A 26,133-nucleotide genomic window follows, 5' to 3' on the forward strand; every position below is an offset into this window, starting at 1 on the left:
GCTGGAAGCCTGCATGCTCGCCCTTGCCACGCTGGTCATCGTGCTGTACGGCCAGCTCCGCCTGGAAGCCCGCGCCATCCGCCGCAACCGTTCCCGCGCAGCCCGCGGCCATGCCCTGATCCTGCAGCCGCGCGGACGTTAAGCCCGGACAGAACCAGCTGCCGCCGCGTCTGCAGGCTGCAGTACGAACACCGCCCGCAGCAGGATCCCTCAGCGCCGTTCCGCAAACAGCGCAACGGTCAGGAAGGATCAGCCTGCGCCCCTTTCTCTCCCCGTCTTTCCCGCAATTCTCCCGCGCCCGCAGCCGCACGGCTCGCGCCGTGCCGCTTGGCGGCCTTGGCCCGGCTTTGAACCAATGACACCAGAACTCTACAGCAAGAGCCCAGGGTTGCCGCCCATGTCCAGTCCGGGAAACACATCAGTTTCAAGCCCGCTCCGCCCGGCACCGGTCAACCCATGCAGCAGCCAGGCAAGGGAACTGCGCACATCCGCGGTTGGCATCAGATCGCGACGGTCATAGAGATCCGCCTCCGCCAGCCCCGGCCAGCGCCCCAGCACCCGCCCGCCGCGGATGGCACCGCCTGCCAGCAGCATAGCACCGCCGGTTCCGTGGTCGGTGCCGCCGGTGCCGTTCTCGCGCACGGTGCGGCCGAATTCAGTCACCGCAGCCACCGCCGTCTTGCCCCAGACTTCCGGCCCCAAGCCCGACTGCAAAGTCAGAACGGTCTCCGACAGCCGCCCCAGCGCGTTTCTCAGGCCATTGGCCTGCCGATGATGGGTATCCCAGCCATTGATAGAGAAAGCCGCAATCCGGCTGTCGCCGCGCAGCTGCTGCGCCGCATAGGCGGCGACTTCGGCGTGTGCTTTGCCTTTGGGAACGGTCATCATGGACATCATCATATCCTCAGCATCGCTGCCGCCGCCCCCGGCACCCAAGGAGAGATCCTGCCGGGTCAGCTCCAGCGCCTCGTTCAGCGCGGCGTGGAACAGCGGGTCCTCCTCCATCAGAAGCCCCGCCAGCCGCTCCGCTTGGGGGCTCATCATCAGCCCGGCACCCGGCGCCCATTGCGATACCGGCGCGTCTCCCTCCATCAGCAGCATCCGTTCCTGGCCGATGGCAAAGGCAGTGCGCGCCTCGGCCCCCGGAACCAGCTGCAGCAGGCGGTTCAGCCAGCCGCCTTCCGCCTGCCCCAGCCCGGCAGTGCCCGCCTCCAGCAGATCCTGGCCATCGAAGTGGCTGCGCCGGTCGCGGTAGGGCGTGGAGACCGCCTGCACAAACCCCAGCTGCCCCGCGTGCCACAATGGCAGCAGCGGCGCCAGCCCCGGGTGCAGCGTATAAAACCCGTCCAGATCCGCCGCCCCCGCAGCCGGACCGCCAGACAGTGTCCGGCGCAGCCCGGCATAATCCGGATCGCCGTAAGGCTGCACCACATCCACCGCGTCCATGCCGCCGCGCAGGATGATCACCACCAGCCTGGTATCCCAGGACGCAGCCGCAAGGGTCACCGGGGTCAGCAGCGGACTGGCCGCCAGCGAGCAGCCCAGCGCAGCGGAGCGGGTCAGCAGGGAACGTCGTGTCAGGTTCATCACAATGGCCTCCTGTCAGCGGCGCTGAAATGCGGGAGAGGACAGGATCAGTCCGACCCCTTCGGTTCGGGTTTCCGCAGCGCGGGCGGCAAAACGGACGCGCTCATTGGCATAGCTCCCCAAGGAAGCCTCTGCAAAGTCCCGCGGGTCCGGCAGGTCTTGCAGCAGCCGCCGCGGTGCCGCCATTGTCCAGCGCAGCCGGGCAGCCAGGGCATGCGGAGTGATCCAGGCGGCGTCCTCTTCGGGCCAGCCATCCGGTCCGCCGCCCCCCCCCCAGCGCTGCCCCATAGGTATCAGCGGCGCCAGCAGCAGCCGGTTCAGCTGCCCCGGCCTCAGACGGGCAATCCGGGCCTCCGGCACCGCCAGCGCCCGGCAGGCGGAGGCCAGAAAATCAAACGGCGGCTTCACATTGCGCAGCTCCGGCGCCCAGGCCGCCGGATGCTCCAGCAGCGCTGCATAGACCTGCATCAGATCACCGCCGGTGGACTGATACCGCGCTGCCATGTGATCCACCAAATCGGGATCCGGCACGTCAGCGGTGAAATGCACCGCCAGTTTCCAGGCGATATGGCGCGCGGTGGCGGGATGGCGGGCCAGATCACGCAGGGCTGACAGAACCTGCCCCAGTTCCGGCTTGCCGCCGCCGTATGCCTTTTCCAGCACCGTCTCAGCGCCCGGCTCCGCCATCCCGGGCCGGAACATGAACCCGTCCTTGGCATTGTAGGAAAGCCCGGTGAACAATTCAGCCAGCTGCCGCACATCCGTCTGGCTGTAGGGGCCGTCCACCCCCAACGTATGCAGTTCCAGCACCTCGCGTGCCAGATTCTCGTTCAGCCCCGCCAGCCGCTTGTGCCGCTTCGCGGCCCGGCTGGCCGGGCCGGCAGAGTTGCTCTGATCCAGATAGTGCAGCATCAGCGGGCTGGTGACGGCCGCGATCAGCAAGTTCTCGAACCGGCCCGCCAGATGCGGCCGGACCACAGTTTCCGCATAGGGTGCCGCCATGACCCGCAAAGCGGCGTTCTTGCCTTGCGCCGTGAAATGATCGGCCCAGAACAGCACCAGCCGCTCGCGAAAGCCGTCACGGGTATGCACATGGCGCAGCAGGTGCTGGCCGTGCCATCCGATGCGGGCGTGATTGTGCGCCCTCCGGAAATCCGTGAAGGCCTTGTCGGCAGACTCGTAACCGGGCTTGCCTTCCTGCTGACTGCGCTCTTTCTTCAGCCGCCAGTAGGTCCGGGGCCCGGCCATCGCCTCATCGAAACCAGGTACCGGAAAGGCCCGCGCGGCATCATCCACCTCCTGAAGGCGCTCCAGCATATCTGCTGCCGACGCCGGCGGCGGAAGCAGCGGCGACAGCCCGGCGCCAAAGCGGATCTCTGCCAAGTCACTGTCAAACCGCATTTCCCCGCTCTCTCCCTGGATCGGCTGCCTGCCTGCAGGTTAGAGCAACACCGCTCCGGTCCACAGGTGAATTTAAAGTGATACGCAAGTTTCCGCGGTCTCCGTCGTTTGCCTGGCGATTTTTTCCGGAAACATTTTACCGGCGAGGAGTTTTCGCAAATTTCAGGCCGCTCTCACCTGCAATTGAAAAGGCCCGGGCGTTTGCCCGGGCCTTTTCAAAATTCTTGCTGCGGTTACTGATCCTGCGGGATCACCCGCAGGCCCAGCTCCATCAGCTGCTCGCTCAGCGGTTCCGACGGCGCCGACATCATCAGGTCCTCGGCGCGCTGGTTCATCGGGAACATGATGACCTCGCGGATGTTGGCCTCATCGGCCAGCAGCATCACCATACGGTCGATGCCGGCCGCGCAGCCGCCATGCGGCGGGGCGCCGTACTGGAAGGCGTTGACCATGCCGCCAAAGCGCTTCTTGACTTCGTCCTCACCGTAACCGGCAATTTCAAAGGCCTTGAACATGATTTCCGGCTTGTGGTTCCGGATCGCGCCGGAGACCAGCTCGTAACCGTTGCAGGCGAGGTCGTACTGGAAGCCCTTCACGGCCAGCGGATCGCTCAGCAGCGCGTCCATGCCGCCCTGCGGCATCGAGAACGGGTTGTGCTCGAAATCGATCTTGCCGGTTTCCTCGTCCTTCTCGTAGATCGGGAAGTCGACGATCCAGGCAAAGGCAAAGCGGTCCTTGTCGATCAGGCCCAGCTCCTCGCCGATGACGGTGCGGGCCTTGCCTGCGACGCCTTCAAACGCCTTCGGCTTGCCGCCCAGGAAGAAGGCCGCGTCGCCGACGCCCAGGCCCAGCTGCTGGCGGATCGCCTCGGTGCGCTCCGGGCCGATGTTCTTGGCCAGCGGGCCTGCGGCCTCGATGCCTTCGCCCTGATCGCGCCAGAAGATATAGCCCATGCCCGGCAGGCCTTCGCCCTGGGCAAACTTGTTCATCCGGTCGCAGAACTTGCGCGAGCCGCCGGTCGGCGCCGGGATGGCGCGGATTTCGGTGCCTTCGTTTTCCAACAGGTTTGCAAAGATCGCGAACCCGGACCCGCGGAAATGCTCGGAGCAGTCCTGCATCTTGATCGGGTTGCGCAGGTCCGGCTTGTCGGTGCCGTACCATTTGGCGGCATCCTTGTAGGAAATCTGCGGCCAGTCCGCGGCGGCATCCACCTTGCGGCCGCCGCCGAATTCCTCGAACACGCCCGCCATCACCGGCGCGATGGTGTCGAACACATCCTGCTGGGTGACAAAGGACATTTCCATGTCCAGCTGGTAGAAGTCCGCGGGCGAGCGGTCGGCGCGCGGGTCTTCGTCGCGGAAACAGGGCGCGATCTGGAAATACTTGTCAAAGCCCGACACCATCATCAGCTGCTTGAACTGCTGCGGCGCCTGCGGCAGCGCGTAGAACTTGCCCGGGTGCAGGCGCGACGGCACCAGGAAGTCTCGCGCGCCCTCGGGGGAGGAGGCGGTGATGATCGGGGTCTGGTATTCGTTGAAGCCGATATCCCACATCCGCTTGCGGATCGACTGGATCATGTTGGCGCGCAGCACCATGTTCTTCTGCATCTTCTCGCGGCGCAGGTCCAGGTAGCGGTAGCGCAGGCGGGTTTCCTCCGGATATTCCTGCTCGCCGAAGACCATCAGCGGCAGTTCCTCGGATTTGCCCAGCACCTCGATATCGCGGATGAAGACCTCAACCTCGCCGGTCGGGATCTTGGGGTTCACCAGGCTCTCGTCGCGCGCCAGCACGTTGCCGTCGATGCGGATGCACCACTCAGAACGGACCTTCTCGATCTCGGCAAACACCGGGCTGTCCGGGTCGGCCATCACCTGGGTCACGCCGTAGTGGTCGCGCAGGTCGATGAACAGCAGGCCGCCGTGGTCGCGGACGCGGTGGACCCAGCCCGACAGGCGGACGGTTTCACCGACGTTGGATTTGTTCAGTTCGGCGCAGGTGTGGCTGCGGTAGGCGTGCATGGCTCGGCCTTTCGTTATGCGGGTCGCGGGTCCTTGGGGACCGTCATTCGGGAAATGCGCTAAGGGCGCGGAATTCGTCCGGGGTGGTACACAAGGTTGCAGCGCGCTTGTCAAGCAAACAGGGCCAATTCGGCCCAGTCTGACGCCTGAAATCGGCGGTTTCGCCTCCCGCCCCTTCCCGCCCCATCGCAGGTGCGACGGGGCCTCCAGGGTTGGGCCGGGCGCCGCGCCTGCAGCGCGGCGCGCAGCGCACCATCAGGTGCGCTGCCGGGCCCAATGGGCAAAGGCCCACTGGCGCCAGCCAAGGGGCCTTTGCCCGCGGGAGCGCGCCCGTTACACCAAATGTGCCGGGATCAGCCCGCGCAGGGAGTTGCCCATATGGACGGCTTTTGCGTCCTTCAGGTCCTCAAGGCCCAGCACAGCCTCCGCGCATTGGCCGCTGTCCAGCAGCACCTGCCGCAGGATGCCTGGCAGCAGGCCGCAGGAAAGCGGCGGCGTCACCAGCCGGCCGTCCGCGCTGGTGACGAAGATGTTGGTGATGGTACCTTCGCAGACCTCGCCGCGCTGGTTCAGGAACAGCAGCTCGTCCACACCTTCGGGCAGTGCAGCGCGTGCGGTATCATAGAGCGCGCGGCGGGTGGTCTTGTGCTGCAGCCAGATATCCCCGGCCTCCAGCCGGGTCTCCGCAATGCCGAGGCGCCATTCAGTGGGGGTGTTTCCCAATGAAGCCGTGATCAGCGCCAATTGCCCCTGTCCATCCACAGTCAGGCGGCAGCGCAACGGGTCATCCCCGGCGGCCTCAGCCAGAACCGCCTGCGCCTGTTCAGGATCGAAAGGAATACCAAACGCCGCAGCGCTGCGCCCCATCCGGTCCAGATGCGGCTGCAAATGGCGGAACCCCTGCCCCGGATGCCAGCCCAGTGTCTCGATCAGGCGGAAAGCGGGATCGTTCTGGATGGTGTCACGCGGGCGAACCGGGCTTTCCATAGCGCTTCCTCATATTCCGATTCCGCGGTGCTGTCCCAGACCACGCCGCCACCCACGTTGAGCGTCGCGCGGCCGTCCTCCAGCATCAGGGTGCGGATCGCCACGTTGAACTCGGATGAGCCGTCCGGCGCCGCCCAGCCGATGGTGCCGCAATAGATGTCGCGCGCCCAGGGCTCCAGCTCCGCCAGAATCTCCATCGACCGGATCTTGGGTGCGCCGGTGATCGAGCCGCAGGGGAACAGCGCCGCAAATATCTCTGCCAGCCCGGCATCACGCCGCAGCTTTGCCCGCACCAGCGACACCATCTGGTGCACGGTGGCGTAGCTCTCCACCGCAAACAGCTCCGGCACATGCACCGAGCCGGTCCGCGCCACGCGGCTGATGTCATTGCGCAAGAGGTCGACGATCATCAGGTTCTCGGCACGGTTTTTTTCGTCCTGGCGCAGGAAGTCACGGCGGCGGGCGTCCTCGACCGGATCATCGCTGCGCGGCTGGGTGCCTTTCATCGGGCGGGTCTCAATGACGCCGTCCGCATCGGTGCGGAAGAACAGCTCCGGTGAGCGCGACAACAGGTCCGGCAACCCGTCCTGCTGGACCAGAACGCCGTGGCCCACCGCCTGCTTGGCCTGCAAAGCGGCATAGAGTTCTTCGGCAGTGCCATAGGCGTCCGCATCAATCGGAAAAGTCAGGTTGGCCTGATAGATGTCGCCCTTGCCGATATTGCGGTTCACTTGCGTGAAAGCCTCGGCGTAGCGGTCATAAGACCAGCGTGGGGTAACATTCTCCAATCCTGCATCGCACGGCGGCACGCCGGGCAGCGCCCGTCCGCCCCCGTCAAACCGAAGGTTTGCCTCCGGCAAAACGGCGGGCGCTTCGCTTTCCGCCCGCGGACGGGCACAGCCCGCTGTGTCAGATTGCTTTGGCTCCCCGTAAACCCCAAAACACATCAACGGCAGCCGCCGCCCCTCAGGCATCCGGCACGCCAGCTTCTCCTCCAGCGCATAGCCCAGCTCATATGACGCATAGCCCGCAAGCCAGTGCCCGGCATCCCGTGCCGCGTCCAGCGCCGCCAGCGCGGCAGGCACCTCTCCCGGCCCGTCCGCGCGGATCATTCGCAGCGGCTGGTCAAAGCATGTGCCGGCCCCCTTGGGGCCCCGGTCAAAGCGAATCCGCACTGAAAATATCTCCGCGAGTTTCTTGCCCCACATATATCTGTTCGCTATGCGAACAAAAGGGGTGGATGCGGCATTTCCAATTCCGTTTCCGATACCCCTTGAACCTTTCGGCGCGGTCCCTATAACGCAGGACAATTTGGGCGCACGCCAGCGCCCGTGATTCAAAGCCTGCCCGCGCGAAAAACCAGAGGAAGCCTGCCATGCCCAAAAGAACCGACATCCAGTCGATCATGATCATCGGGGCAGGCCCCATTGTCATCGGGCAGGCCTGCGAGTTTGACTACTCCGGCGCCCAGGCCTGCAAGGCGCTGCGCGAAGAAGGCTACCGGGTCATTCTGGTGAACTCCAACCCGGCCACCATCATGACCGACCCGGGCCTGGCCGACGCCACCTATATTGAGCCGATCACCCCCGAAGTGGTTGCCAAGATCATCGAGAAAGAGCGCCCCGACGCGCTGCTGCCGACCATGGGCGGGCAGACCGGCCTCAACACCTCGCTGGCGCTGGAAGAGATGGGAGTGCTGGAGAAATTCGGCGTTGAGATGATCGGCGCCAAGCGCGACGCCATTGAGATGGCCGAAGACCGCAAGCTGTTCCGCGAAGCGATGGACCGCCTGGGCATCGAAAACCCCAAGGCCACCATCGTCACCGCGCCCAAGCGGGAAAACGGCACCGCCGACCTGGACGAAGGCGTCCGCATCGCGCTGGAAGCCCTCGATGAAATCGGCCTGCCCGCGATCATCCGCCCGGCCTTCACCCTCGGCGGCACCGGCGGCGGCGTGGCCTATAACCGCGACGATTACATCCACTTCTGCCGCTCCGGCATGGATGCCTCGCCGGTGAACCAGATCCTGGTGGATGAGAGTCTTCTGGGCTGGAAAGAATACGAGATGGAAGTGGTCCGCGACAAGGCGGACAACGCGATCATCGTCTGCTCCATCGAAAACGTCGACCCGATGGGCGTGCACACCGGCGACTCGATCACCGTGGCGCCGGCGCTGACGCTGACCGACAAAGAATACCAGATCATGCGCACCCACTCGATCAACGTGCTGCGCGAAATCGGCGTGGAAACCGGCGGCTCCAACGTGCAGTGGGCGGTAAACCCCGCCGACGGCCGCATGGTGGTGATCGAGATGAACCCGCGGGTCTCGCGTTCGTCCGCGCTGGCCTCCAAGGCAACCGGCTTCCCGATTGCCAAGATCGCGGCCAAGCTGGCGGTGGGCTATACCCTGGATGAGCTGGACAACGACATCACCAAGGTGACGCCCGCGTCGTTCGAGCCGACCATCGACTATGTCGTCACCAAGATCCCGAAATTCGCCTTTGAGAAATTCCCCGGCTCCGAGCCCTACCTGACCACCGCGATGAAATCGGTGGGTGAGGCGATGGCCATCGGCCGCACCATCCATGAATCGCTGCAAAAGGCGCTGGCCTCGATGGAATCGGGCCTCACCGGCTTTGATGAAGTCGCTATCGACGGCGTCGGCGCAGGCGCGTGGGAACCCGCAGGCGACACCGCCGCGGTGATCAAAGCGATCGGCCAGCAAACCCCCGACCGCATGCGCACCATCGCCCAGGCGATGCGCCACGGGTTGTCTGATGACGAGATCCACGCGGTCACCAAATTCGACCCCTGGTTCCTGGCCCGCATCCGCGAGATCGTCGAAGCCGAGGCGGAAATCCGCGAGGGCGGCCTGCCGTCGGACGCCGCCGGCCTGCGCGCGCTCAAGATGCTGGGCTTCACCGACGCCCGCCTTGCCAAGCTGACCGGCCAGAAAGAGGCAGAGGTCCGCAAGGCCCGCCGCGCCGCCGGCGTCAACGCCGTGTTCAAACGGATCGACACCTGCGCTGCCGAGTTCGAGGCGCAAACCCCCTACATGTATTCGACCTACGAGGCCCCGGCATTCGGCGACGTCGAATGCGAGGCGCGCCCGTCGGACAAGAAAAAAGTCGTCATCCTCGGCGGCGGCCCCAACCGGATCGGCCAGGGCATCGAGTTCGACTACTGCTGCTGCCACGCCTGCTTTGCGCTGACCGATGCGGGCTATGAAACCATCATGATCAACTGCAACCCGGAAACGGTGTCGACCGACTATGACACCTCGGACCGGCTGTATTTCGAACCGCTGACCTTCGAGCACGTGATGGAAATCCTGCGGGTCGAGCAGGACAACGGCACCCTGCACGGCGTCATCGTGCAGTTCGGCGGCCAGACCCCGCTGAAACTGGCGAACGCGCTGGAGGCCGAGGGCATCCCGATCCTGGGCACCTCGCCCGACGCCATCGACCTGGCCGAAGACCGCGAGCGCTTCCAGGCGCTGGTCAACCAGCTGGGCCTCAAGCAGCCGAAGAACGGCATTGCCTCCACCGACGAACAGGCGCTTGAAATCGCAGGCGAAATCGGCTTCCCGCTGGTGATCCGCCCGTCCTACGTGCTGGGTGGCCGGGCGATGGAAATCGTCCGCGACATGGACCAGCTGAAACGCTACATCGCCGAGGCCGTCGTGGTCTCCGGCGAAAGCCCTGTCCTGCTCGACAGCTACCTGGCAGGCGCGGTCGAACTGGACGTGGACGCGCTGTGTGACGGTAAGGACGTGCACGTCACCGGTATCATGCAGCACATCGAGGAGGCCGGCGTGCACTCCGGCGACAGTGCCTGCTCGCTGCCGCCCTACTCGCTTGAGAAGGACATGATCGAGCAGATCAAGGTCCAGACCAACGCCCTGGCACTGGCGCTGAACGTGGTCGGCCTGATGAACGTGCAGTTCGCCATCAAGGATGATGAGATCTACCTCATCGAGGTGAACCCGCGCGCCTCGCGCACCGTGCCGTTTGTCGCCAAGGCCACCGACAGCGCCATCGCCTCCATCGCCGCCCGCGTGATGGCCGGCGAGCCCCTGTCGAACTTCCCGATGCGCCCGCCCTACGGCCCGGACGCAGGCTACGACGTCAACACCCCGATCGCCGACCCGATGACGCTCGCCGACCCGGACATGCCCTGGTTCTCGGTCAAGGAAGCGGTGCTGCCGTTTGCCCGTTTCCCGGGCGTCGACACCATCCTTGGCCCGGAAATGCGCTCCACCGGCGAAGTCATGGGCTGGGACCGCTCCTTTGCCCGCGCCTTCCTGAAGGCACAGATGGGCGCCGGCATGGTGCTGCCGTCCAAGGGCCGCGCCTTCATCTCGATCAAGGACGCCGACAAGGGCAAACTGATGCTGGAAGCGGCGCAGATCCTGGTCGAGCAGGGCTTTACCCTGGTTGCCACCCGCGGCACCCAGTCCTGGCTCGACAGCCAGGGCGTCGCCTGCGATCTGGTCAACAAGGTCTATGAGGGCCGCCCGCACGTGGTCGACATGCTGAAGGACGGCGACGTCCAGCTGCTGATGAACACCACCGAGGGCGCGCAAGCGGTTGAGGACAGCAAGGAAATGCGCTCCGTCGCGCTTTATGACAAGATCCCTTACTTCACCACTGCCGCCGGCTCCAACGCCGCTGCGCGTGCGATCAAGGCCCAGGCCGAAGGGGACGTCGAGGTGAAATCTCTGCAGGGCTAACCCCCGCAGCGGCGCCCTGCGCACCACGGATCAGAACACCAAAAGCCTCGGGATATCCCGGGGCTTTTAGCTATTCACGCGGGGGTCTGCGCGATCCTGACCGGATTATGGCTTGCCTCACCCCGCCTCGCGCATCAGTGCCTGCAGCTCATGGCCCAGCGGTGCGGCCAGCGACACACCGCGGCCGCTCATCCGCGCCTTGGAGGAAATCACCGACACCAGCTGCGGCAGCCGTCCGGGCCGTGTCTGCAGCACCGGAGAGCCGGACGCGCCGAAATCGACCCGGCAGGTGGTGACGACAGAGCTCTGGCGCGCCGCGATCACCTGGCAGGCGCTTTGCAGCCGGGGCGAGGTCGCGTTGCTGTGGGAATAGGACATCACGTCCACCTGCGCGCCTTTTTGCGGCGCGGCGGCCAGCGACAGCGGCCGGACTACATCGCCGCTGATGGCCCGGTCCAGCCGCAGCACGGCAATATCGGTGCCGGTCTGGAACTGGCTGGTCTGGCCGTGGCGGTAGCCAGGGTGGATCACCGCCTTGGCCACCTTGCGCGCTGCCGTGGACTGGCGGCCGTTGAGGCCTGCCTCGAACTTGATGCTGCGCGGGTTCACGCGGCGGCCATGGCGGATATCAAACATGCAATGAGCGGCGGTCAGCACCAGATCCGGCGCGATCAGCGTCGCCGTGCACATGGCCCTGCCGCCGATATTCAGCCGGCCCACTGCCTGCCAGCCCGGAACCGTCTGTACTGCGGCCCCCTGCCCCCCTGCAGCGGCGCTGCCTGCACTGCAGGCAATGGTAACGGCGATGGCGGCGGCAGTTCGAAGCAGTCGTTTCATGTCACTCACTCCATGTTCCCACATCTTCAATGTCGGTGAGCTGTGAGGCTGGAATGGGGCCTGCTGAGGTGGCGCGCGGGCAGAAAGATGTGCAGAATAAGACAGGGTTAACAGGACCTTAACTGGCAACTGTTTTGCCGCCGCAGCTGCGCGTAAACGCCTTATTTACTTAACGGGCGCCAACAAATTTCGGAAAAATCCCTGAAAAACACGCGAAAATCCGATCTGTTTCGTTAGGAGGAAAATCCGCGGTTTTCGCTGGTTTTACGGATTTTCCAGCGCTGCCGGTAACACAGCGGTCCATTTGCGGCGCAAATGAGCCTTAACAACCCGATAACGGGCAGCATCCGTGCCGCCCAATTGCTTAACTGCCCGCCCGCACCTATGGGATGAGCAAGGGGGCGGACAGCTCTCCCGCTTCCGTATTAAATGATCCGAAACGAAAAAGCCCCGGCACTGCCGGGGCTCTGTGAGTTCGGTTGCAGGCAAACGCGCCCCGCCTATTTCTGCGAGACCCGCTTGTGCACCTCTTCCGCGCTTTCCACCCGCTCCGAATAGCGGTCCACCAGGTACTCCTTGCGGCCGCGCACCAGCCAGGTGAATTTCACCAGCTCTTCCATGACATCCACCAGACGGCGGTAGAACGGGCCATCAGGCAGGCGCTCGCCCTCTTCGAACTCCAGCCAGGCCTTGGGGATCGAGCTTTGGTTCGGGATCGTCACCATCCGCATCCAGCGTCCCAGGATTCGCATCTGATTGACCGCGTTGAAGCTCTGCGAGCCGCCGGAGACCTGCATCACCGCCAGCGTCTTGCCTTGGGTGGTGCGGATGCCGCCCTGCAGGGACAGCGGCAGCCAGTCGATCTGCAGCTTCATGATGCCGGTCATCGCGCCATGGCGCTCCGGGCTGGACCAGACCATGCCCTCGGACCAGACCGCCAGCTCGCGCAGCTCCGCCACCTTGGGATGCTCCGCTGCATCCTTGTCGTCGGGCAAAGGCAGCCCGGACGGGTCAAAGATCCGCGTCTCGCAGCCCAAGGCCTGCAGCACCCGCGCCGCTTCCTCCGCCGCCTTGCGGGAATAGCTCACCTCTCGCAGAGAGCCATACAGAAGCAAAATACGCGGCGGGTGGCGCGGGTCATCCGCCGCCGCCAGCAAGTCCACCTCAACCGGATACAGCTGATCCGCCGCAATTCCGGGCAGATCGCTCAGATCAGGGGTGTCAGGCACTTTCTTCTTCCAGGTGCAGCTTCATGTCCAGGAGCACCTGCTGCAGCAGTACCGTTTCGCGCAGCAGACGCTTGGCCTCATTGACGGTGATGATGCCGTCTTCCATCGCGGCCTGGTATTCGCACATCAGCTGGGCAAACCGCTGGCTGAGGGCAATCACATCGGAATTGACACCGCCGCTGCGGCCGGTTTCCTCAGCACTGCCGTTGCCATTGTAGGACAGGGTGATGTTCTTCAGATCTGCCAGCGCCGAGGTCACATGCGGATAGGAGGCCGCGCTTTCCAGCTTGGCCACAGCATCCACCGGCATGAACCGGTCGGCATGTTCGGCATTGTCCGAATAATACCGCCCCAGTGTCGCCTTGGATTTGCCGGTGATCTGGCAGGCCGCTTCAATGCCCACATCCTTGACCAGCGCCTCGGTGTGCTTTTTCAGATACGTCCCGATTTCCGCCATTTATTTCCTGCCTGGCTTGACCCGCCGCACCCCATGGGGAACGAACCAGTTAATTTCCCATATCCGAGTTGTAGAGGAATTGCGATACCTTATCCATCCCTCAGGTTTTCAGGGATTTAGCAAGTGACATGGTGCAATTGGCATCTGTTGTCCAGTGCAAAGCAGGATGGGTGAGTGACGTCCTGCCTTCAGGGTAATTGGTCTGCCCGGAACTTGTGCTCTCCGGGGCAAATGGCGTTGGCCGCCAAAAGGGGTTTTGTTCCACCCTGGCCGCGTCTGCCCCGGTGAGCCTTCCTGCGCCCCGGCTGACCCTCCGTTTCCCCAAGAATCCGGTTTCCCCGGCGCCGCCATGCAGGTAAACCCGCCGCCATGGCCAAGCTCTATTTCAACTATTCCACCATGAACGCGGGCAAGTCGACGGTGCTGCTGCAGGCGTCGCACAACTACCGCGAAAACCATATGGAGACCTACCTGCTGACCGCCCGTCTGGACGACCGGGCCGGCACCGGCAGGATCGCCTCGCGCATCGGCATCGGCGAGGAGGCGGATATGTTCTCTGCGGGCGACGACCTATTTGCCCGTATCGAGGCGCGCCTGGCCCGCAGCCCGGTGGCGGCGGTTTTTGTGGATGAGGCGCAGTTTCTGGAGCCCGGACAGGTCTGGCAGCTGGCCCGGGTGGTCGATGACCTGCGGGTGCCGGTGCTGGCTTACGGGCTGCGGGTGGATTTCCAGGGCAACCTGTTTCCCGGCTCTGCCACCCTCTTGGCGCTGGCCGACGAGATGCGCGAGGTGCGCACCATCTGCCATTGCGGCAAGAAGGCCACCATGGTGGTGCGCCAGGACGATCAGGGCCGGGTGCTGACCGAGGGCGACCAGGTGCAGATCGGCGGCAATGAGACCTATGTCTCGCTGTGCCGCCGCCACTGGCGCGAAGCGGCAGGAGACCTGCGTGCCCGCAAGGCGGCGGAGTAAGCCGCCCCGCCCGGTCCCGCGCGGTTTGTGCTATACTCCTGCGGACCACTTCCAAAGGAGGCTGACATGACGCTACGCGACCCGCTGGCCGGAAAGCTGCGTTTTCACCTGTCGATCATGATCGGCGCCTGCATCGCCGGTGCAGCCGTCATCACCGCATTTGTGCTGGGGTTCTACTCGGCCGAGGCAATTCTGGTCTGCGCCGCCATCGGCGCCATCCTGGCCTGGCCCGCAGGCACCTGGGCCACCCGCAAGATCAAGCGTGAAGACCCCGCCTGGGACCACCGCAAGGACAAGCCCAAGGACGCCTGAGCCCCGCAGGGCTCAGACCGATGCTTCAGACCTGGTTGGGCAGCGCCTCGCCGGCCAGATAGGCCGCCACATTGTCCAGCGCCATATGGCCCATGTTGCTGCGCACCTCTTCGGTGGCGGTGCCCAGATGCGGCAGCAGGGTGGCGTTGTCGAGGTCGATCAGCGCCTGCGGCACCTTGGGTTCAAACTCATAGACATCCAGTCCCGCGCCGCCGATCCGGCGGTTCTGCAGCGCCTCGATCAGCGCCGCCTCTTCCACCACTTCACCGCGGGCGATGTTGATCAGATGCGCATGGCTTTGCATCGCGCCCAGCACCTCGGCGTTGATCAGATGCGTGGTCTCGGCGCCGCCCGGCACCGCCGCCACCAGAAAGTCCACCTGCCCTGCCAGATCGATCAGGCTGTCTGCACGGTCGGCCGGGAAGTCCAGCTCTTTGGGCGAACGCGCCACATAGGACACATCCATGCCAAAGCCGAAATGGCAGCGCCGCGCAATCGCCTGGCCGATTCGGCCCATGCCGGCGATGCCAACGCGCTTGCCGGTGGCATGCAGGCCCAGCATCTGGGTCGGGTGCCAGCCCTGCCAGTCGCCCTTGCGCAGCATCCGCTCGCCTTCCGAGGCGCGGCGTGCCGACATCAGGATCAGCGTCATCGCGATATCTGCGGTGGCATCGGTCACCGCACCCGGCGTGTTGGTCACCTCGACACCTGCGGCGCGCGCGGCCTCGACATCAATGTGGTTGTAGCCGACACCGAAATTGGCCAAGAGCTTGCAGCGCGGGGTGCCCGCCTTGGCAAAGATCTCCGCCGAGAACTTGTCGCCCAGCGTCGGCACCACAATATCGAACTCATTGAGCGCACGCAGCATCTCCGCCTCGCTCATCACCGCGTTGGTCTCGCGGATTTCCAGATCAGCAAACGCCTCCCGCGCCCGTGCCGTGACCGCTGCCGTCATCGGCCGCGCAATCCAGATTTTCATCTCAGTGCATCCTCCCGCCCAGCGGGACCTTTCCATCAGGCCCGGCCAGGAATATTTCTCCGTTTTCATCCGGCAGGCCCAGAACCAGGATCTCTGACATGAACTTGCCGATCTGCCGCGGCGGGAAGTTTACGACGGCCAGAACCTGCTTGCCCACCAGCGTTTCCGGCATGTAATGCGCCGTAATCTGCGCTGAACTCTTTTTTACGCCGATTTCAGGCCCGAAATCGACCCAGAGCTTGATTGCCGGCTTGCGCGCCTCGGGAAACGGCTCCGCACGGACCACTTCGCCCACGCGGATGTCGACCTTCATGAAGTCATCGAAGTTGATCTCAGCCACGCGACAGCTCCTTGGAGCGGTTGGTGGCCGCCGCCACCGCACGGTTCAGCAGCGCCGGGAAGCCGTCGTCGTCATCCATCAGCACTTCCAAGGCAGCCTGAGTGGTGCCATTGGGGCTGGTCACGTTGACACGCAGCTGGCTGGGGTTTTCCTCCGCAGCCTCTGCCAGCGCGCCTGCGCCTGCAACGGTTGCCTTGGCCAGCTGCATCGCCAGCTCCGCCGGCAGCCCCTGCGCCTCGCCTGCAACGGCCAGCGTCTCGATCAGGTGGAACACATAGGCCGGGCCGGAGCCGCTGACGCCGGTGACGGCATCCATCTGGCCCTCATTGTCCAACCGCACAACCTGACCCACCGCCTTCAGCAGCCCCTCGGCGCGGTCGAGATCGGCGCCGCTGGTGTGAGCATTTCCGATAATCGCGGTAATGCCGCGCCCGACTGCGGCCGGGGTGTTCGGCATCGCCCGCACGATCGGCGACTGCGCGCCCAGAACGTCTTCAAAGGTTGCGATCGAGGTGCCTGCCGCCACCGAGATGAACAGGGTGGAGCCGTTGCCGTAACTCTGCAGCGTTGGCAGCGCAGCGCCCATCATCTGCGGCTTCACCGCGATCAGCACGATCCCCGGCGCCGCGGGCAGCTCTGCGTTGATGTGAACGCCTGCGCCCTTCAGCCAGTCCGACGGGTTGGGGTCGATCACCCAGACCGAGGATGCGGGCAACCCGCCCTCCAGCCATCCGGCCAGCATCGCCGATCCCATCTTGCCGCAGCCCAGCAGCACCAGGCCGCGTGCAGCAATATCCTGCATATCCATGTTTTCGCCCCTCCCCTTGGTGTCAGGTTCAGGGCACAGGTTTACGCCCGGCCGTAGGCCTCTGCAATGGCGACCTGCATCGCCTCCTGCGGGCTGCGCTGGCCCCAGACCGCCAGCTGGATCGCCGGGTAGTAGCGCTCCGCATTGGCAACGGCTGCATTCAGCATCGCGTCGATCTGCTGCGGGCTCGCCATCTGGCCGCCGGCCAGCACCAGCCCGTACCGGAACAGCATCAGCTTGTGATCGGCCCAATAGGTGAAGGAGCCCTCCCAGCACTGGTCGTTCATGCTGTTGATCAGCTCATACAGCCGCGGCAGTTCCGCCTCCGGCGGCTCCATCTCAAAGCTGCAGACCAGCCGCAGGCATTCCTCATAACCCGACCAGGCCAGCGTCAGCGAATAGGTGCGCCACTGCCCTTCCACCGACATCGCGATCTGATCGTCCCCGACCCTGTCGAAGTCCCAGTCGTGGTGCGACGCCAGATGCTCAACAATGTCGATCGGATGGACGTCTTCTTCCAGGTGAAGCTCGGATAGTGCCATGATGCCACCTCTCTTTTTGCCTAGCACACCAGGGTACAGTGGCACCCTATAGCTAGGTTTTTCTGCTACGGGCCGGGGAGGCATCCCCGCTCCCATACTAGATATGGTGGAGCTGAAAAGGTGATCTGGCAACCCTTTATTTAGGGGATAACTGCAATAACTTGTGGATGAACAATCCACAGCCCCCTAAATGCCGGCCGCGCAACTATGGCGTCACCAGCCGCTGAGGTAAACCCCGGACAGCCGTGTGAACCCTGTCATCTGTATATGCTGTGAAGGCCTGCGTTCAGGACAGCCGAGACACCTGCGGATCCATCGCATCAAAGGACACCGGCCAGAATTCCGACAGGAAGCCCACTGCCTCCTGCTCTGACACCTCCGACCGGTTACCCGCAGTGTCATAGGCCCGGCCGATGGTATAGCGCAGCGCCGTCCCATCCCCGTCCGGCGTCAGCTGGTAGGTCTCGGGCAGCTCAACGCCCTCCCGCGCCGGGTCCTTGATCCGGGTCGAGAAATATTCAAACGGCTGCCAATCGGTGACGCGGTAGACAAACTCCGCCAGCGAATGGGCGCAGTGATAAACCGATCCCGGCCCCAGGCGGCCCTGCGGGTTCTCCATCCGCATGGCGCTGACCTGATCCATCCACCGCAGTTTGAACTCTGGCGCGGTCAGGGCTTCCCAGACCAGCTGCGGCGCCGCGTCGAACCGGCGCCTGTAGGTCCAGACCCCGTCCGCCTCCTCCAGGAAATCCCGCTCCTGCCCGGCGCGGAAGTGCTCCCAGGCGCGGGCCAGGTCATAGACCTGCATGGCGACATCGCCGAAATGCTCGATGGCCTGCGCATAGGGCTGCATCGCCGCCTGCAGCTGCATCGCCTCTACCGCCGCATCGCTGAACAGCGCGTAGCTGCGCACCCCGGTTTCCGCCGCAGCCTCTGTCTTGGTCATCCGGTGCACCAGGATCACGTCGGCCCCGGACAGATCCTTGACCGGCCCCACCTGCATCTCCTCAAAGGCGCCGTAGTGGACGACCACCTTCAGATCCAGCCCGCCCGCATTGGCGCAGGCGCGGCAGGGGCATGTGGTATTGGCCACGATATCCTGCCGCCGTGCGGCAAAGGCGTTGTACAGGTTCTCACAGAACGTCAGCAGCAGATCGCCGGACACCAGCTCAACCCGGGATGAATAGGCCAGCACCGCGTCGCCTTCCAGTTTCCAGAAGTGCAGCGGCTCGCCAACCTGCTCTGCCACCGCCTGCAGCAGCGACTGCAAGATCGGGTTGGCATGGTCCAGCTCTGAGGAGGTCAGAAACTGGGTGTACCCGGAAATATCCGCAATCAGCATATAGCCGTTCTGTGCCGTCATCGTCTCTGTCCCCGCCTAACACACCCGGGCGCCGCCAAAGCAGCCCGGGACCAGTATAGCAGAACATATCGGAAATTGCGCATGGATGGCCGTCCCGTCCGCCAAAGGCCCCAGGTCAAGGAGGGCCTCATAATACGCATTTACAGTGCGCATTATTTTACCTAGAACTTCTGAACAAGCACTGAGAATACCCATTAAACCCGCAAAGGAGCACCCCATGACCCTCTCCGAAGCCTTCCTCTGGCCCGGAACCAAAGTCTGTGAACGCCTGGGGGTCGACCCCGAGGGCGAAGCCGGGCTGATCCGCTGGATGGTCAATACCCTGGTCTACCTGATCCTCAGCCTGACCTGCGTCTGGATCTTCGCCGTTTGACCGCAACCCCGGCTTCCCGCGGCCGTTCCCTGGCTTCTGTGCCATGTCCGGCGTCCGGATCTGCCCGCTTGCCGCCGCAGCAGGCGGGCAGTGCCTTCAGCGGAAGGCCGGACCGTGCGCCCAGACTGTCAGCGACTTGCGCTCGCCGCGGGACACAGGCGTCACCTGATGCAGCAGGAAGCTGGGGAATACCGTTGCGCTGCCCTGCACCCGGCTGGCCGCCACCACATGGGCGCCCGGCATGATCTCCAGGTCGCCGCCGTCATAGGAGCCGGGCTTGCTCAGCTGCACCACCAGGCTCAGCTTGCGCTTGCCCGCAACCGGCCCGTCGCCGATGTCGGAATGCCAGGCGAAATAGCCGCCGTCCCTGGCCTTGTAGCTGGCCGCCTGCGGGCTTTCGGCAAACTCGCGCAGATCAAAGCCGAAGCGTTCCTTGTTGGCGCGCCGCACCACTGAGATCAGCCGGTCCATAACCCAGCCGGTGCCCGGCACATCGTCCAGCCACACCACGCTGCCCCGGCGCAGGTTGTGATCCCGGGTCTGGCCCACCAGCAGCGCCTCGCTGTCCGGCGCCTCCTCCGACTTGCGGATGATCTCCGCGCATTCCTGCGCGCTGAACGCCCCCGGCACCGTATAGACAGACACCATGCTGTGATCCTCTGATGAAACTGAGGCAGCATGTACCGCCTGGCCTGCAAACCGCTGCGCAGTTTTCGACCCCGCAGGCGGAAAGCGACCTGTTTTTATCCACAGACACGCAGGGCAGCTATGCGCGGAATGCAGAGCATTCCAGCCGGGCGGGCAGCCTGCCCCCGCCCGGAACCTCCAAGGCACAAAAAAGCCCGCCGCAGATCGCTCTGCCGCAGGCTCTCATTCACCACGGGGCAGTCAGCCTGCCCGCCAGCTCTTAGCTTACTTCTGCGCCGCCTCCAGCGCGTCCAGACGGGCCTTCAGCGCCTCGTTCTCCTCGCGCGCCTTCTGGGCCATCGCACGCACCGCGTCGAACTCCTCGCGGGTGACGAAATCGCGGTCCGCCAGCCAGCGGTCGATCATGCCCTTCAGCGCGGTGTCCGCCTCATCCTTGGCGCCCTGGGCCACGCCCATCGCATTGGTCATCAGCTGCGAAATATCGTCCAGGATCTTATTGCGGGTCTGCATGTTCTTCTCCGTCTCGGGGTTGACTCCTATATGGGGAAGCACGCGCGCGGCTGCAAGCCGTTGACTTCCCCCAAGGACCAAAGGCATTCAGACGCCCATGCAGGCCATGATCCCCTTCCCCGACCTCTCGCCCGAGATCTTCTCGATCTCCATCGGTTCCTTCGACTTCGCCCTGCGCTGGTATGCGCTGGCCTATATCGCGGGCATCGTCATCGCCTGGCGCCTCGCCGTGGCCGCGCTGCGCCGCCCCGCCCTTTGGCCCGCGAACCAACCGCCGATGAAACCGCAGCAGGTGGAGGATCTGCTGACCTGGATCATTCTCGGCGTCATCCTTGGCGGGCGCTTGGGATTTGTGCTGTTTTACCAGCCCGCCTATTACCTTTCGAACCCTGCGGAGATCCTGAAGATCTGGCAGGGCGGCATGGCTTTTCACGGCGGGCTCATCGGGGTGATCGCCGCCTCCTGGATCTACGCCGCGCGCCACGGCATCCCGCGCCTGCAAATGGCCGATCTGGTGGCGCATACCGTGGCGCCGGGGCTGCTGCTGGGCCGTCTCAGCAATTTCATCAATGCCGAACTTTGGGGCCGCCCTACCGGCCTGCCCTGGGGCGTCGCCTTCCCCGGCACGGCGGCGCAGGACTGCGGCCAGGCGCTGGGAGAGCTTTGCGCCCGCCACCCCTCGCAGCTTTATGAGGCGCTGATGGAGGGGCTGATCCTCGGCGCCCTGCTCCTGTACCTTGCCTGGCGCCGCAATGCGTTCCACACCCCCGGCCGCCTTCTGGGTGTGTTCCTGGCGGGTTACGGCCTGGCCCGCTTCATTGTCGAGTTCTTCCGCCAGCCGGATGCCCAGTTCGTCACCCCCGGCAACCCGCTGGGGCTGGCCTGGCACATCGACGGCATCGGTCTCACCCAGGGGCAGGCGCTGTCGCTGCCGATGATCGCCATCGGACTCTGGTTCCTGCTCCGCGCCCGCCAAACGGCCCGGAGCACGGCATGAGCCTTCTGGATCATCTCACCGCCCGCATCCGCGCCGATGGCCCGATGTCGGTGGCCGAGTACATGGCCGACTGCCTGCTGCACCCCCAGTTCGGCTATTACACCACCCGCGACCCGCTGGGGGTCCAGGGCGATTTTACCACTGCGCCGGAAATCAGCCAGATGTTCGGCGAACTCCTCGGCCTCGCCCTCGCGCAGGCCTGGCTCGACCAAGGGTCGCCTGCGCCTTTCACGCTGGCAGAACTGGGACCGGGCCGCGGCACCCTGATGGCGGACCTGTTGCGCGCCACCCGCGGCGTGCCGGGCTTCCACGCAGCGATGCAGATCCACTTGGTGGAGGCCTCCCCCGCCCTGCGCGGTGTTCAGGCCAGCACGCTGGAGGGCTACGCGCCCGAATGGCTGGATGCCGTGGACGCCCTGCCCGATCAGCCGCTGTTCCTGGCGGCCAATGAATTCTTCGATGCCCTGCCAATCCGCCAGTTCATCCGCGCAGGCGACGGCTGGAGCGAGAAGCGCATCGGCCTGCAGGAGAGTGCCCTGACCTTCGGCCTCAGCCCCGCCGCCCCGCAGCCCGCGCTGGATCACCGGCTGGCAGACACCCGCGAGGGCGATCTGGTCGAGATTTGCGAGGCCGCAGCCCCTGTCATCCAGTGCATTGCCGCCCGAATCGCTGCCCATGGCGGCGCCGCGCTGATCGCCGACTACGGCGACTGGCGGGCGCTGGGGGATACCCTGCAGGCCCTGCGCGCGCATGAACCCGCCGATCCGCTGAAAACACCGGGAGAGGCCGATCTGACTGCGCATGTGGACTTCGAGGTGCTGGCACTGGCCGCAAAATCCGCCGGTTGCGCCTTTACCCGCCTGACCCCGCAGGGGGTCTTTCTGGAACGGCTCGGCATCACCGACCGCGCCCGCGCCCTGGCCGCCCCCCTTCAGGGCGACGGTCTGGAAACCCTGATCGCCGCACATCGGCGGTTGACGCACCCCGATGAAATGGGAAACCTGTTCAAAGTGCTCGGCCTCTATCCTTCGCAGGCCGCCCCTCCGCCAGGATTGAACCCATGACGCTTGAAATTCTCACGTCCGATCTGCTTGGCCCGGTGCGGCACGGGTTTTTCACCCGCAAGGGCGGCGCCTCCTCCGGCATCTACCGCGGCCTGAACTGCGGCCTCGGCTCCACCGACCAGCGCGAGGCGGTGCAGATCAACCGCGACCGCGTGGCCGCCGCGATGGAAGTGCCGCCGGAACACCTCAGCGCCGTGCACCAGATCCACAGCGCCGATGTGCAGGTGGTCACCGAACCCTCGCAGGAGCGGCCAAAAGCAGACGCGATGGTCACCAATGTGCCGGGTATCGCGCTCTCGATCCTGACCGCCGACTGCCAGCCGGTGCTGTTCTGCGACCCGGAGGCCGGTGTCATCGGCGCCGCCCACGCTGGCTGGCGCGGCACTCTGGACGGGGTGCTGGAGGCCACGTTGGAGGCGATGGAAGATCTCGGCGCCAGCCGCGGCAGCACCGCTGCGGTGATCGGCCCGACGATTTCCCAGCGCGCCTATGAGGTCGGCCCTGAGTTCTTTGATGACTTCATGATGCAGGACGATGCCTACGCCCGCTTCTTCGCCAATGGCGAAGGCGACCGCTACCTGTTCGACCTGCCCGGACTTGGCCTGCACAAATTGCGCCAGGCAGGCATCGGCGCGGCCGAGTGGAGCCGCCACTGCACCTATTCCGACGCAGAGAAGTTCTATTCCTTCCGTCGTGCAACCCACGCGAAAGAGGCCGACTACGGCCGCCTGATCTCCTGTATCCGGCTTTAAGCTTCCGTTAACCACCCCAATTGTGGCGGATTTTATTAAAATTCGCCGCATTCGCTGTTTCCGCGGCGGAAGCCTTCCCAGAACGCCTCGGTTTTGCGAATGAATTCAGCCGCATAACTAAACACTGCTCCACGGCGCACGGCGGCAGATGCTTCCGCAGCGGGACCGAAAATGCCCTGTGCGGGTCATATTCAGGGCGCAAAGATTACCCATAAACAGGTCAGACAAGAAAAAACTGCAGCCGCCCGCAACGACGGGCGGACCTGCCGGGCGAAGGACAGACTGACCATGAAAATGAACAAGCGCTTCATTGCCTCAATCATCCGCTCCGCCAGGAGCGAAGCCGCACCCCTGCCCTGGGGACGTGCCCGCCGCCGCTCCGGCCAGGCGCACCTTCAGGGATCAGTGCGGAAACTGGGTTAACGCCGGGGACGGATGCCCCCGAGGCGGCCACCCCTGGCGCATCTGCGCCAGCCCGGCCAGCCGCCAAGGGGGCATCCAACCGGCCTGTAACAGCCGCCTGCCGGCGCTGCGCCGTCCTCCCCCATACTGAATAGACCAGTGCATTAACCAGTTTGCTTCAGATTTTTTGACAATTTGAGCTAAATCCGGGAAAGCTGAGCCTATCATATAGTTCAAGCACGTCTGTGTTGCCGGTGGGGGCCGATGCAAGCGGGCAGTTTGAAAGGAAAGGTCTGCTGTCATGACCATCCCCCAGTCGCTGCACAGGGCTGCAGCCAATGCCGTTGAGGCCACTGCAATCCTGCAGGACCCCGCTGCACTGCGCAGCACCAGCAAGCCGCAGCTGCGCCGCTACGAGGTCAGCTGCCTGCTGCCCGGCGGCGGCATCTCGGAAACCCGCCATATCGCCCCGGCCCTGCCGCTGTTCGAGGACGCCTTCTGCGCCTTCACCCGCGGCTCGCTGGTGGAAACGGCCCAAGGGCCGATTGCAGTCGAGGATCTGCTGCCCGGCGATGAGATCGCAACCCGGGACGGCTGCAGCCAGCCGCTGGTCTGGATCGGCCGCACAAGCGTGCTGCCCGGCCGCTCCGGCGCCCGCAGCCGCACCCTGACCAGCTTCATGGCCGACAGCCTGGGCCTGCAGAAACCCTCTGCCAGCCTGGTGGCCGGCCCCGCCGCACGCCTGCTGCGCACGCCGCCGCACATGCAAGGCGCAGGCGACGGCCGGCTGCTGACGCTGGCCTCCGAATTCCAGGACGGCATGAGCATCTTTGAAACCGCGCCGCCGGCGCCTGTGGATCTCTACCACCTCTGCCTGCCGCGCCACGCGGTGATCACCGTGGGCGGCCTGGCCTTTGAGACCTACCACCCGGGCCCGGACGCGCTGAAACTGGCAAGTTATGCGATCAAGACGCTGTTCCTGAACCTGTTTGCCCATACGGACAGCATTCAGGGCTTCGGCCCGCTGGCCCATCCAAGGGCCGACAGCGTCAGCCGCCCTGGTGCTTCGATCTTGTAAACCGGAAAACCGGCGGGCTGTCAGGCCCGCCCTCTATCCGGCCCGCCGTTGCCGTGCCTCAGGCCTCGCGCGCCAGCCGTTCTTCCAGCACCTCAAACGGCACGCCCGGCTCATCCTTGGCACCGCGGATCACCAGCGATGTCTTGACGCTGGCCACATTCGGGGTGGTCAGCAGATCGCCGGTCAGGAAGCTCTGAAAGGTGCTGAGGTCCGGCGACACGCACTTCAGGATAAAATCCACCTCGCCGTTCAGCATGTGGCACTCGCGCACCAGCGGCCAGCTGCGGCATTTCTCCTCAAACGCGCTCAGCTCCGCCTCGGCCTGGCTCTCCAGCCCCACCATGGCAAAGACCTGCACCTCGAACCCCAGCTCGCGGGAATTCACATCCGCGTGGTAGCCGTGAATCAGCCCGGCCTCCTCCAGCGCCCGCACCCGGCGCAAACACGGCGGCGCGGAAATCCCGACCCTCTTGGCCAGCTCCACATTGGTCATCCGCCCATCGGCCTGAAGCTCCGACAAAATCTTGCGATCAATCGGATCAAGACGGGTTGTGACCATGCCGGAAACTCCTGTGAGATTTGCGTTTCTTATAGCACCGCCACCGCAGCGCGCAATATTGTTTCATCGCCGCGCAATATTCTTTGCGGGGCAAAGGCGCAAGACGCAATGCGCAGATCCGCGGCAAATTTGTATCCCGCCGCATGCAGCCCCTTGGGGGTTTAAGCCTGCCCGCCCTGCCGCTATATGCATTGCCTGACGGCGGCACGCCCGCCAAGCTGCATTAGTTGGGGACACAACACATGAGCGAGACGCGCCACACCAAGGTTCTGATCATCGGCTCCGGGCCTGCTGGCTATACTGCGGGGGTCTATGCCGCCCGCGCCATGCTGGAACCGATCCTGGTCCAGGGGATCGAACCCGGCGGCCAGCTGACCACCACCACCGAGGTTGAGAACTACCCCGGCTTCACCGAGGTGCAGGGCCCCGACCTGATGATCAAGATGCAGGAGCACGCCGCAGCGATGGGCACCGAGATCATCGGCGACTACATCACCTCGCTCGACACCTCCGCCCGCCCCTTTGTGGCCAAGGCCGACAGCGGCACCACTTACACCGCTGACGCGGTGATCCTGGCGACCGGCGCCCGCGCCAAGTGGCTGGGCCTGGAATCGGAAGAGAAGTTCAAGGGCTTTGGCGTCTCGGCTTGCGCCACCTGCGACGGCTTCTTCTACCGCGGCCAGGAGATCGTGGTGATCGGCGGCGGCAACACCGCCGTGGAAGAGGCGCTGTTCCTCACCAACTTCGCCTCCAAGGTGACCCTGATCCACCGCCGGGACGAGCTGCGCGCCGAGAAGATCCTGCAGGACCGCCTGTTCAAGAACGAGAAGATCGAAACCCTGTGGTTCCACACCCTCGAAGAGGTCGTCGGCACAGACAACCCGCTGGGGGTTGAGGGCGTCGTGGTCAAGAACGTGCAGACCGGCGAAGTCAAGGAAATCCCCTGCAAGGGCGTCTTTGTCGCCATCGGCCACGCGCCGGCCAACGAGCTGGTCAAGGACGTGCTGGAGCTGCACAACGGCGGCTATGTCAAGGTCAAGCCCGGCTCCACCGAGACCTCGATCCCCGGCATCTATGCCGCAGGCGACCTCACCGACCACAAGTACCGCCAGGCGGTCACCTCGGCCGGCATGGGCTGCATGGCCGCGCTCGACGCCGAGCGTTTCCTGGCTGAGCAGGAGTAACA

The 26,133-nt window shown here is 64.8% G+C and carries 27 protein-coding genes; 11 read left to right on the top strand and 16 right to left on the bottom strand.

Annotated elements, in window-relative coordinates; translation table 11 throughout:
• The first annotated feature begins 13 nt into the window (after nucleotides 1–13).
• The gene (locus A9D60_RS27305) at nucleotides 14–142 is read left to right on the top strand and encodes a hypothetical protein (RefSeq protein ID WP_302621864.1); all 129 of its coding nucleotides are present in this window, start codon (nucleotides 14–16) and stop codon (nucleotides 140–142) included.
• A gap of 227 nt (nucleotides 143–369) precedes the next feature.
• On the opposite strand, the gene A9D60_RS24910 is transcribed toward A9D60_RS27305, so the two are convergent.
• The 5 genes from A9D60_RS24910 to A9D60_RS24930 form a co-directional block, all read right to left on the bottom strand.
• Nucleotides 370–1,587: a DUF1501 domain-containing protein gene (locus tag A9D60_RS24910; RefSeq protein WP_065270070.1), complete on the bottom strand. Its 1,218-nt coding sequence runs from the start codon at nucleotides 1,585–1,587 to the stop codon at nucleotides 370–372.
• 15 nt (nucleotides 1,588–1,602) lie between these two features.
• Complete coding sequence (locus tag A9D60_RS24915) at nucleotides 1,603–2,988, bottom strand: DUF1800 domain-containing protein (protein WP_065270071.1); 1,386 nt, start codon at nucleotides 2,986–2,988, stop codon at nucleotides 1,603–1,605.
• 233 nt (nucleotides 2,989–3,221) lie between these two features.
• The gene (aspS, locus tag A9D60_RS24920) at nucleotides 3,222–5,006 is read right to left on the bottom strand and encodes an aspartate--tRNA ligase (RefSeq protein ID WP_065270072.1); all 1,785 of its coding nucleotides are present in this window, start codon (nucleotides 5,004–5,006) and stop codon (nucleotides 3,222–3,224) included.
• 333 nt (nucleotides 5,007–5,339) lie between these two features.
• Nucleotides 5,340–5,993: an aminotransferase class IV family protein gene (locus tag A9D60_RS24925; protein WP_065270073.1), complete on the bottom strand. Its 654-nt coding sequence runs from the start codon at nucleotides 5,991–5,993 to the stop codon at nucleotides 5,340–5,342.
• Nucleotides 5,936–7,168 (bottom strand): aminodeoxychorismate synthase component I, encoded by a 1,233-nt coding sequence (locus tag A9D60_RS24930; RefSeq protein ID WP_065270113.1) that lies wholly within the window; start codon nucleotides 7,166–7,168, stop codon nucleotides 5,936–5,938. Before A9D60_RS24930 ends, A9D60_RS24925 begins: the two co-directional genes overlap by 58 nt.
• Before the next feature lie 200 nt (nucleotides 7,169–7,368).
• Here A9D60_RS24930 and carB point away from each other — a divergent pair, with 200 nt between their 5' ends.
• Nucleotides 7,369–10,725 carry a carbamoyl-phosphate synthase large subunit gene (gene carB, locus A9D60_RS24935; RefSeq protein WP_065270074.1) on the top strand — a complete coding sequence of 1,119 codons (3,357 nt, stop codon included), beginning with the start codon at nucleotides 7,369–7,371 and terminating at the stop codon, nucleotides 10,723–10,725.
• Between the two features lie 117 nt (nucleotides 10,726–10,842).
• Here carB and A9D60_RS24940 read toward each other — a convergent pair whose 3' ends face one another.
• The 3 genes from A9D60_RS24940 to A9D60_RS24950 form a co-directional block, all read right to left on the bottom strand.
• Nucleotides 10,843–11,562, bottom strand: a complete 720-nt coding sequence (locus tag A9D60_RS24940; protein WP_065270075.1) for a trypsin-like serine peptidase — start codon at nucleotides 11,560–11,562, stop codon at nucleotides 10,843–10,845.
• Between the two features lie 500 nt (nucleotides 11,563–12,062).
• Nucleotides 12,063–12,791 carry an arsenical resistance protein ArsH gene (gene arsH, locus A9D60_RS24945; protein ID WP_065270076.1) on the bottom strand — a complete coding sequence of 243 codons (729 nt, stop codon included), beginning with the start codon at nucleotides 12,789–12,791 and terminating at the stop codon, nucleotides 12,063–12,065.
• Nucleotides 12,784–13,248 (bottom strand): hypothetical protein, encoded by a 465-nt coding sequence (locus tag A9D60_RS24950; RefSeq protein ID WP_039185713.1) that lies wholly within the window; start codon nucleotides 13,246–13,248, stop codon nucleotides 12,784–12,786. The genes arsH and A9D60_RS24950 overlap by 8 nt, the downstream gene beginning before the upstream one ends.
• Before the next feature lie 369 nt (nucleotides 13,249–13,617).
• On the opposite strand from A9D60_RS24950, the gene A9D60_RS24955 reads away from it, so the two are divergent.
• Together A9D60_RS24955 and A9D60_RS24960 are read left to right on the top strand one after the other, a co-directional pair.
• The gene (locus A9D60_RS24955) at nucleotides 13,618–14,220 is read left to right on the top strand and encodes a thymidine kinase (protein WP_065270077.1); all 603 of its coding nucleotides are present in this window, start codon (nucleotides 13,618–13,620) and stop codon (nucleotides 14,218–14,220) included.
• A 66-nt stretch (nucleotides 14,221–14,286) separates the two neighbouring features.
• Nucleotides 14,287–14,532, top strand: a complete 246-nt coding sequence (locus A9D60_RS24960) for a LapA family protein (protein ID WP_065270078.1) — start codon at nucleotides 14,287–14,289, stop codon at nucleotides 14,530–14,532.
• Between the two features lie 25 nt (nucleotides 14,533–14,557).
• Here the strand turns inward: A9D60_RS24960 and A9D60_RS24965 are convergent, their stop codons facing one another.
• The 5 genes from A9D60_RS24965 to A9D60_RS24985 all read right to left on the bottom strand — a co-directional run bounded on the left by A9D60_RS24965 (nucleotide 14,558) and on the right by A9D60_RS24985 (nucleotide 18,564).
• Nucleotides 14,558–15,511, bottom strand: a complete 954-nt coding sequence (locus tag A9D60_RS24965) for a 2-hydroxyacid dehydrogenase (RefSeq protein ID WP_065270079.1) — start codon at nucleotides 15,509–15,511, stop codon at nucleotides 14,558–14,560.
• Nucleotide 15,512: 1 nt separating this feature from the next.
• Nucleotides 15,513–15,851: a tRNA-binding protein gene (locus A9D60_RS24970; RefSeq protein WP_065270080.1), complete on the bottom strand. Its 339-nt coding sequence runs from the start codon at nucleotides 15,849–15,851 to the stop codon at nucleotides 15,513–15,515.
• Nucleotides 15,844–16,659, bottom strand: coding sequence for a pyrroline-5-carboxylate reductase (gene proC / locus A9D60_RS24975; protein WP_065270081.1), 816 nt, complete (start codon nucleotides 16,657–16,659; stop codon nucleotides 15,844–15,846). Before proC ends, A9D60_RS24970 begins: the two co-directional genes overlap by 8 nt.
• 41 nt (nucleotides 16,660–16,700) lie before the next feature.
• Entirely contained in the window at nucleotides 16,701–17,201 is a 501-nt protein-coding gene (locus A9D60_RS24980) for a YbjN domain-containing protein (RefSeq protein ID WP_065270082.1), read from the bottom strand.
• Nucleotides 17,202–17,487: 286 nt separating this feature from the next.
• Nucleotides 17,488–18,564: a DUF2652 domain-containing protein gene (locus A9D60_RS24985; RefSeq protein WP_065270083.1), complete on the bottom strand. Its 1,077-nt coding sequence runs from the start codon at nucleotides 18,562–18,564 to the stop codon at nucleotides 17,488–17,490.
• A 217-nt stretch (nucleotides 18,565–18,781) separates the two neighbouring features.
• Here A9D60_RS24985 and A9D60_RS26770 point away from each other — a divergent pair, with 217 nt between their 5' ends.
• On the top strand, nucleotides 18,782–18,937 hold the full coding sequence (locus tag A9D60_RS26770; RefSeq protein ID WP_175393040.1) for a hypothetical protein: 156 nt from the start codon (nucleotides 18,782–18,784) through the stop codon (nucleotides 18,935–18,937).
• 96 nt (nucleotides 18,938–19,033) lie between these two features.
• Here the strand turns inward: A9D60_RS26770 and A9D60_RS24990 are convergent, their stop codons facing one another.
• Both A9D60_RS24990 and A9D60_RS25000 read right to left on the bottom strand, forming a co-directional pair.
• Nucleotides 19,034–19,585, bottom strand: coding sequence for a 2OG-Fe(II) oxygenase (locus tag A9D60_RS24990; protein ID WP_065270084.1), 552 nt, complete (start codon nucleotides 19,583–19,585; stop codon nucleotides 19,034–19,036).
• A gap of 264 nt (nucleotides 19,586–19,849) precedes the next feature.
• Nucleotides 19,850–20,095, bottom strand: a complete 246-nt coding sequence (locus A9D60_RS25000; RefSeq protein WP_065270086.1) for an accessory factor UbiK family protein — start codon at nucleotides 20,093–20,095, stop codon at nucleotides 19,850–19,852.
• 97 nt (nucleotides 20,096–20,192) lie between these two features.
• Here A9D60_RS25000 and lgt point away from each other — a divergent pair, with 97 nt between their 5' ends.
• From lgt to A9D60_RS25025, 5 genes are all read left to right on the top strand, one after another.
• The gene (gene lgt / locus A9D60_RS25005) at nucleotides 20,193–21,092 is read left to right on the top strand and encodes a prolipoprotein diacylglyceryl transferase (RefSeq protein ID WP_065270087.1); all 900 of its coding nucleotides are present in this window, start codon (nucleotides 20,193–20,195) and stop codon (nucleotides 21,090–21,092) included.
• A complete protein-coding gene (locus A9D60_RS25010) occupies nucleotides 21,089–22,156 on the top strand; it encodes a class I SAM-dependent methyltransferase (protein ID WP_065270088.1) in 1,068 nt (355 codons plus the stop codon). The genes lgt and A9D60_RS25010 overlap by 4 nt, the downstream gene beginning before the upstream one ends.
• Complete coding sequence (gene pgeF, locus A9D60_RS25015) at nucleotides 22,153–22,908, top strand: peptidoglycan editing factor PgeF (RefSeq protein ID WP_065270089.1); 756 nt, start codon at nucleotides 22,153–22,155, stop codon at nucleotides 22,906–22,908. Before A9D60_RS25010 ends, pgeF begins: the two co-directional genes overlap by 4 nt.
• A 288-nt stretch (nucleotides 22,909–23,196) precedes the next feature.
• A complete protein-coding gene (locus tag A9D60_RS27310) occupies nucleotides 23,197–23,331 on the top strand; it encodes a hypothetical protein (RefSeq protein WP_302621865.1) in 135 nt (44 codons plus the stop codon).
• Between the two features lie 280 nt (nucleotides 23,332–23,611).
• A complete protein-coding gene (locus tag A9D60_RS25025; RefSeq protein ID WP_065270091.1) occupies nucleotides 23,612–24,388 on the top strand; it encodes a Hint domain-containing protein in 777 nt (258 codons plus the stop codon).
• Nucleotides 24,389–24,446: 58 nt separating this feature from the next.
• Here the strand turns inward: A9D60_RS25025 and A9D60_RS25030 are convergent, their stop codons facing one another.
• Nucleotides 24,447–24,947, bottom strand: coding sequence for an Lrp/AsnC family transcriptional regulator (locus tag A9D60_RS25030; RefSeq protein WP_019296031.1), 501 nt, complete (start codon nucleotides 24,945–24,947; stop codon nucleotides 24,447–24,449).
• A 242-nt stretch (nucleotides 24,948–25,189) separates the two neighbouring features.
• Between A9D60_RS25030 and trxB the strand changes: the two genes are divergently transcribed.
• Nucleotides 25,190–26,131 carry a thioredoxin-disulfide reductase gene (gene trxB / locus A9D60_RS25035; RefSeq protein ID WP_065270092.1) on the top strand — a complete coding sequence of 314 codons (942 nt, stop codon included), beginning with the start codon at nucleotides 25,190–25,192 and terminating at the stop codon, nucleotides 26,129–26,131.
• Nucleotides 26,132–26,133: the final 2 nt, after the last annotated feature.

Origin of the sequence: Leisingera sp. JC1 (assembly GCF_001679925.1) — a bacterium.
In the GTDB taxonomy this organism is placed as follows: Bacteria; Pseudomonadota; Alphaproteobacteria; order Rhodobacterales; family Rhodobacteraceae; genus Leisingera.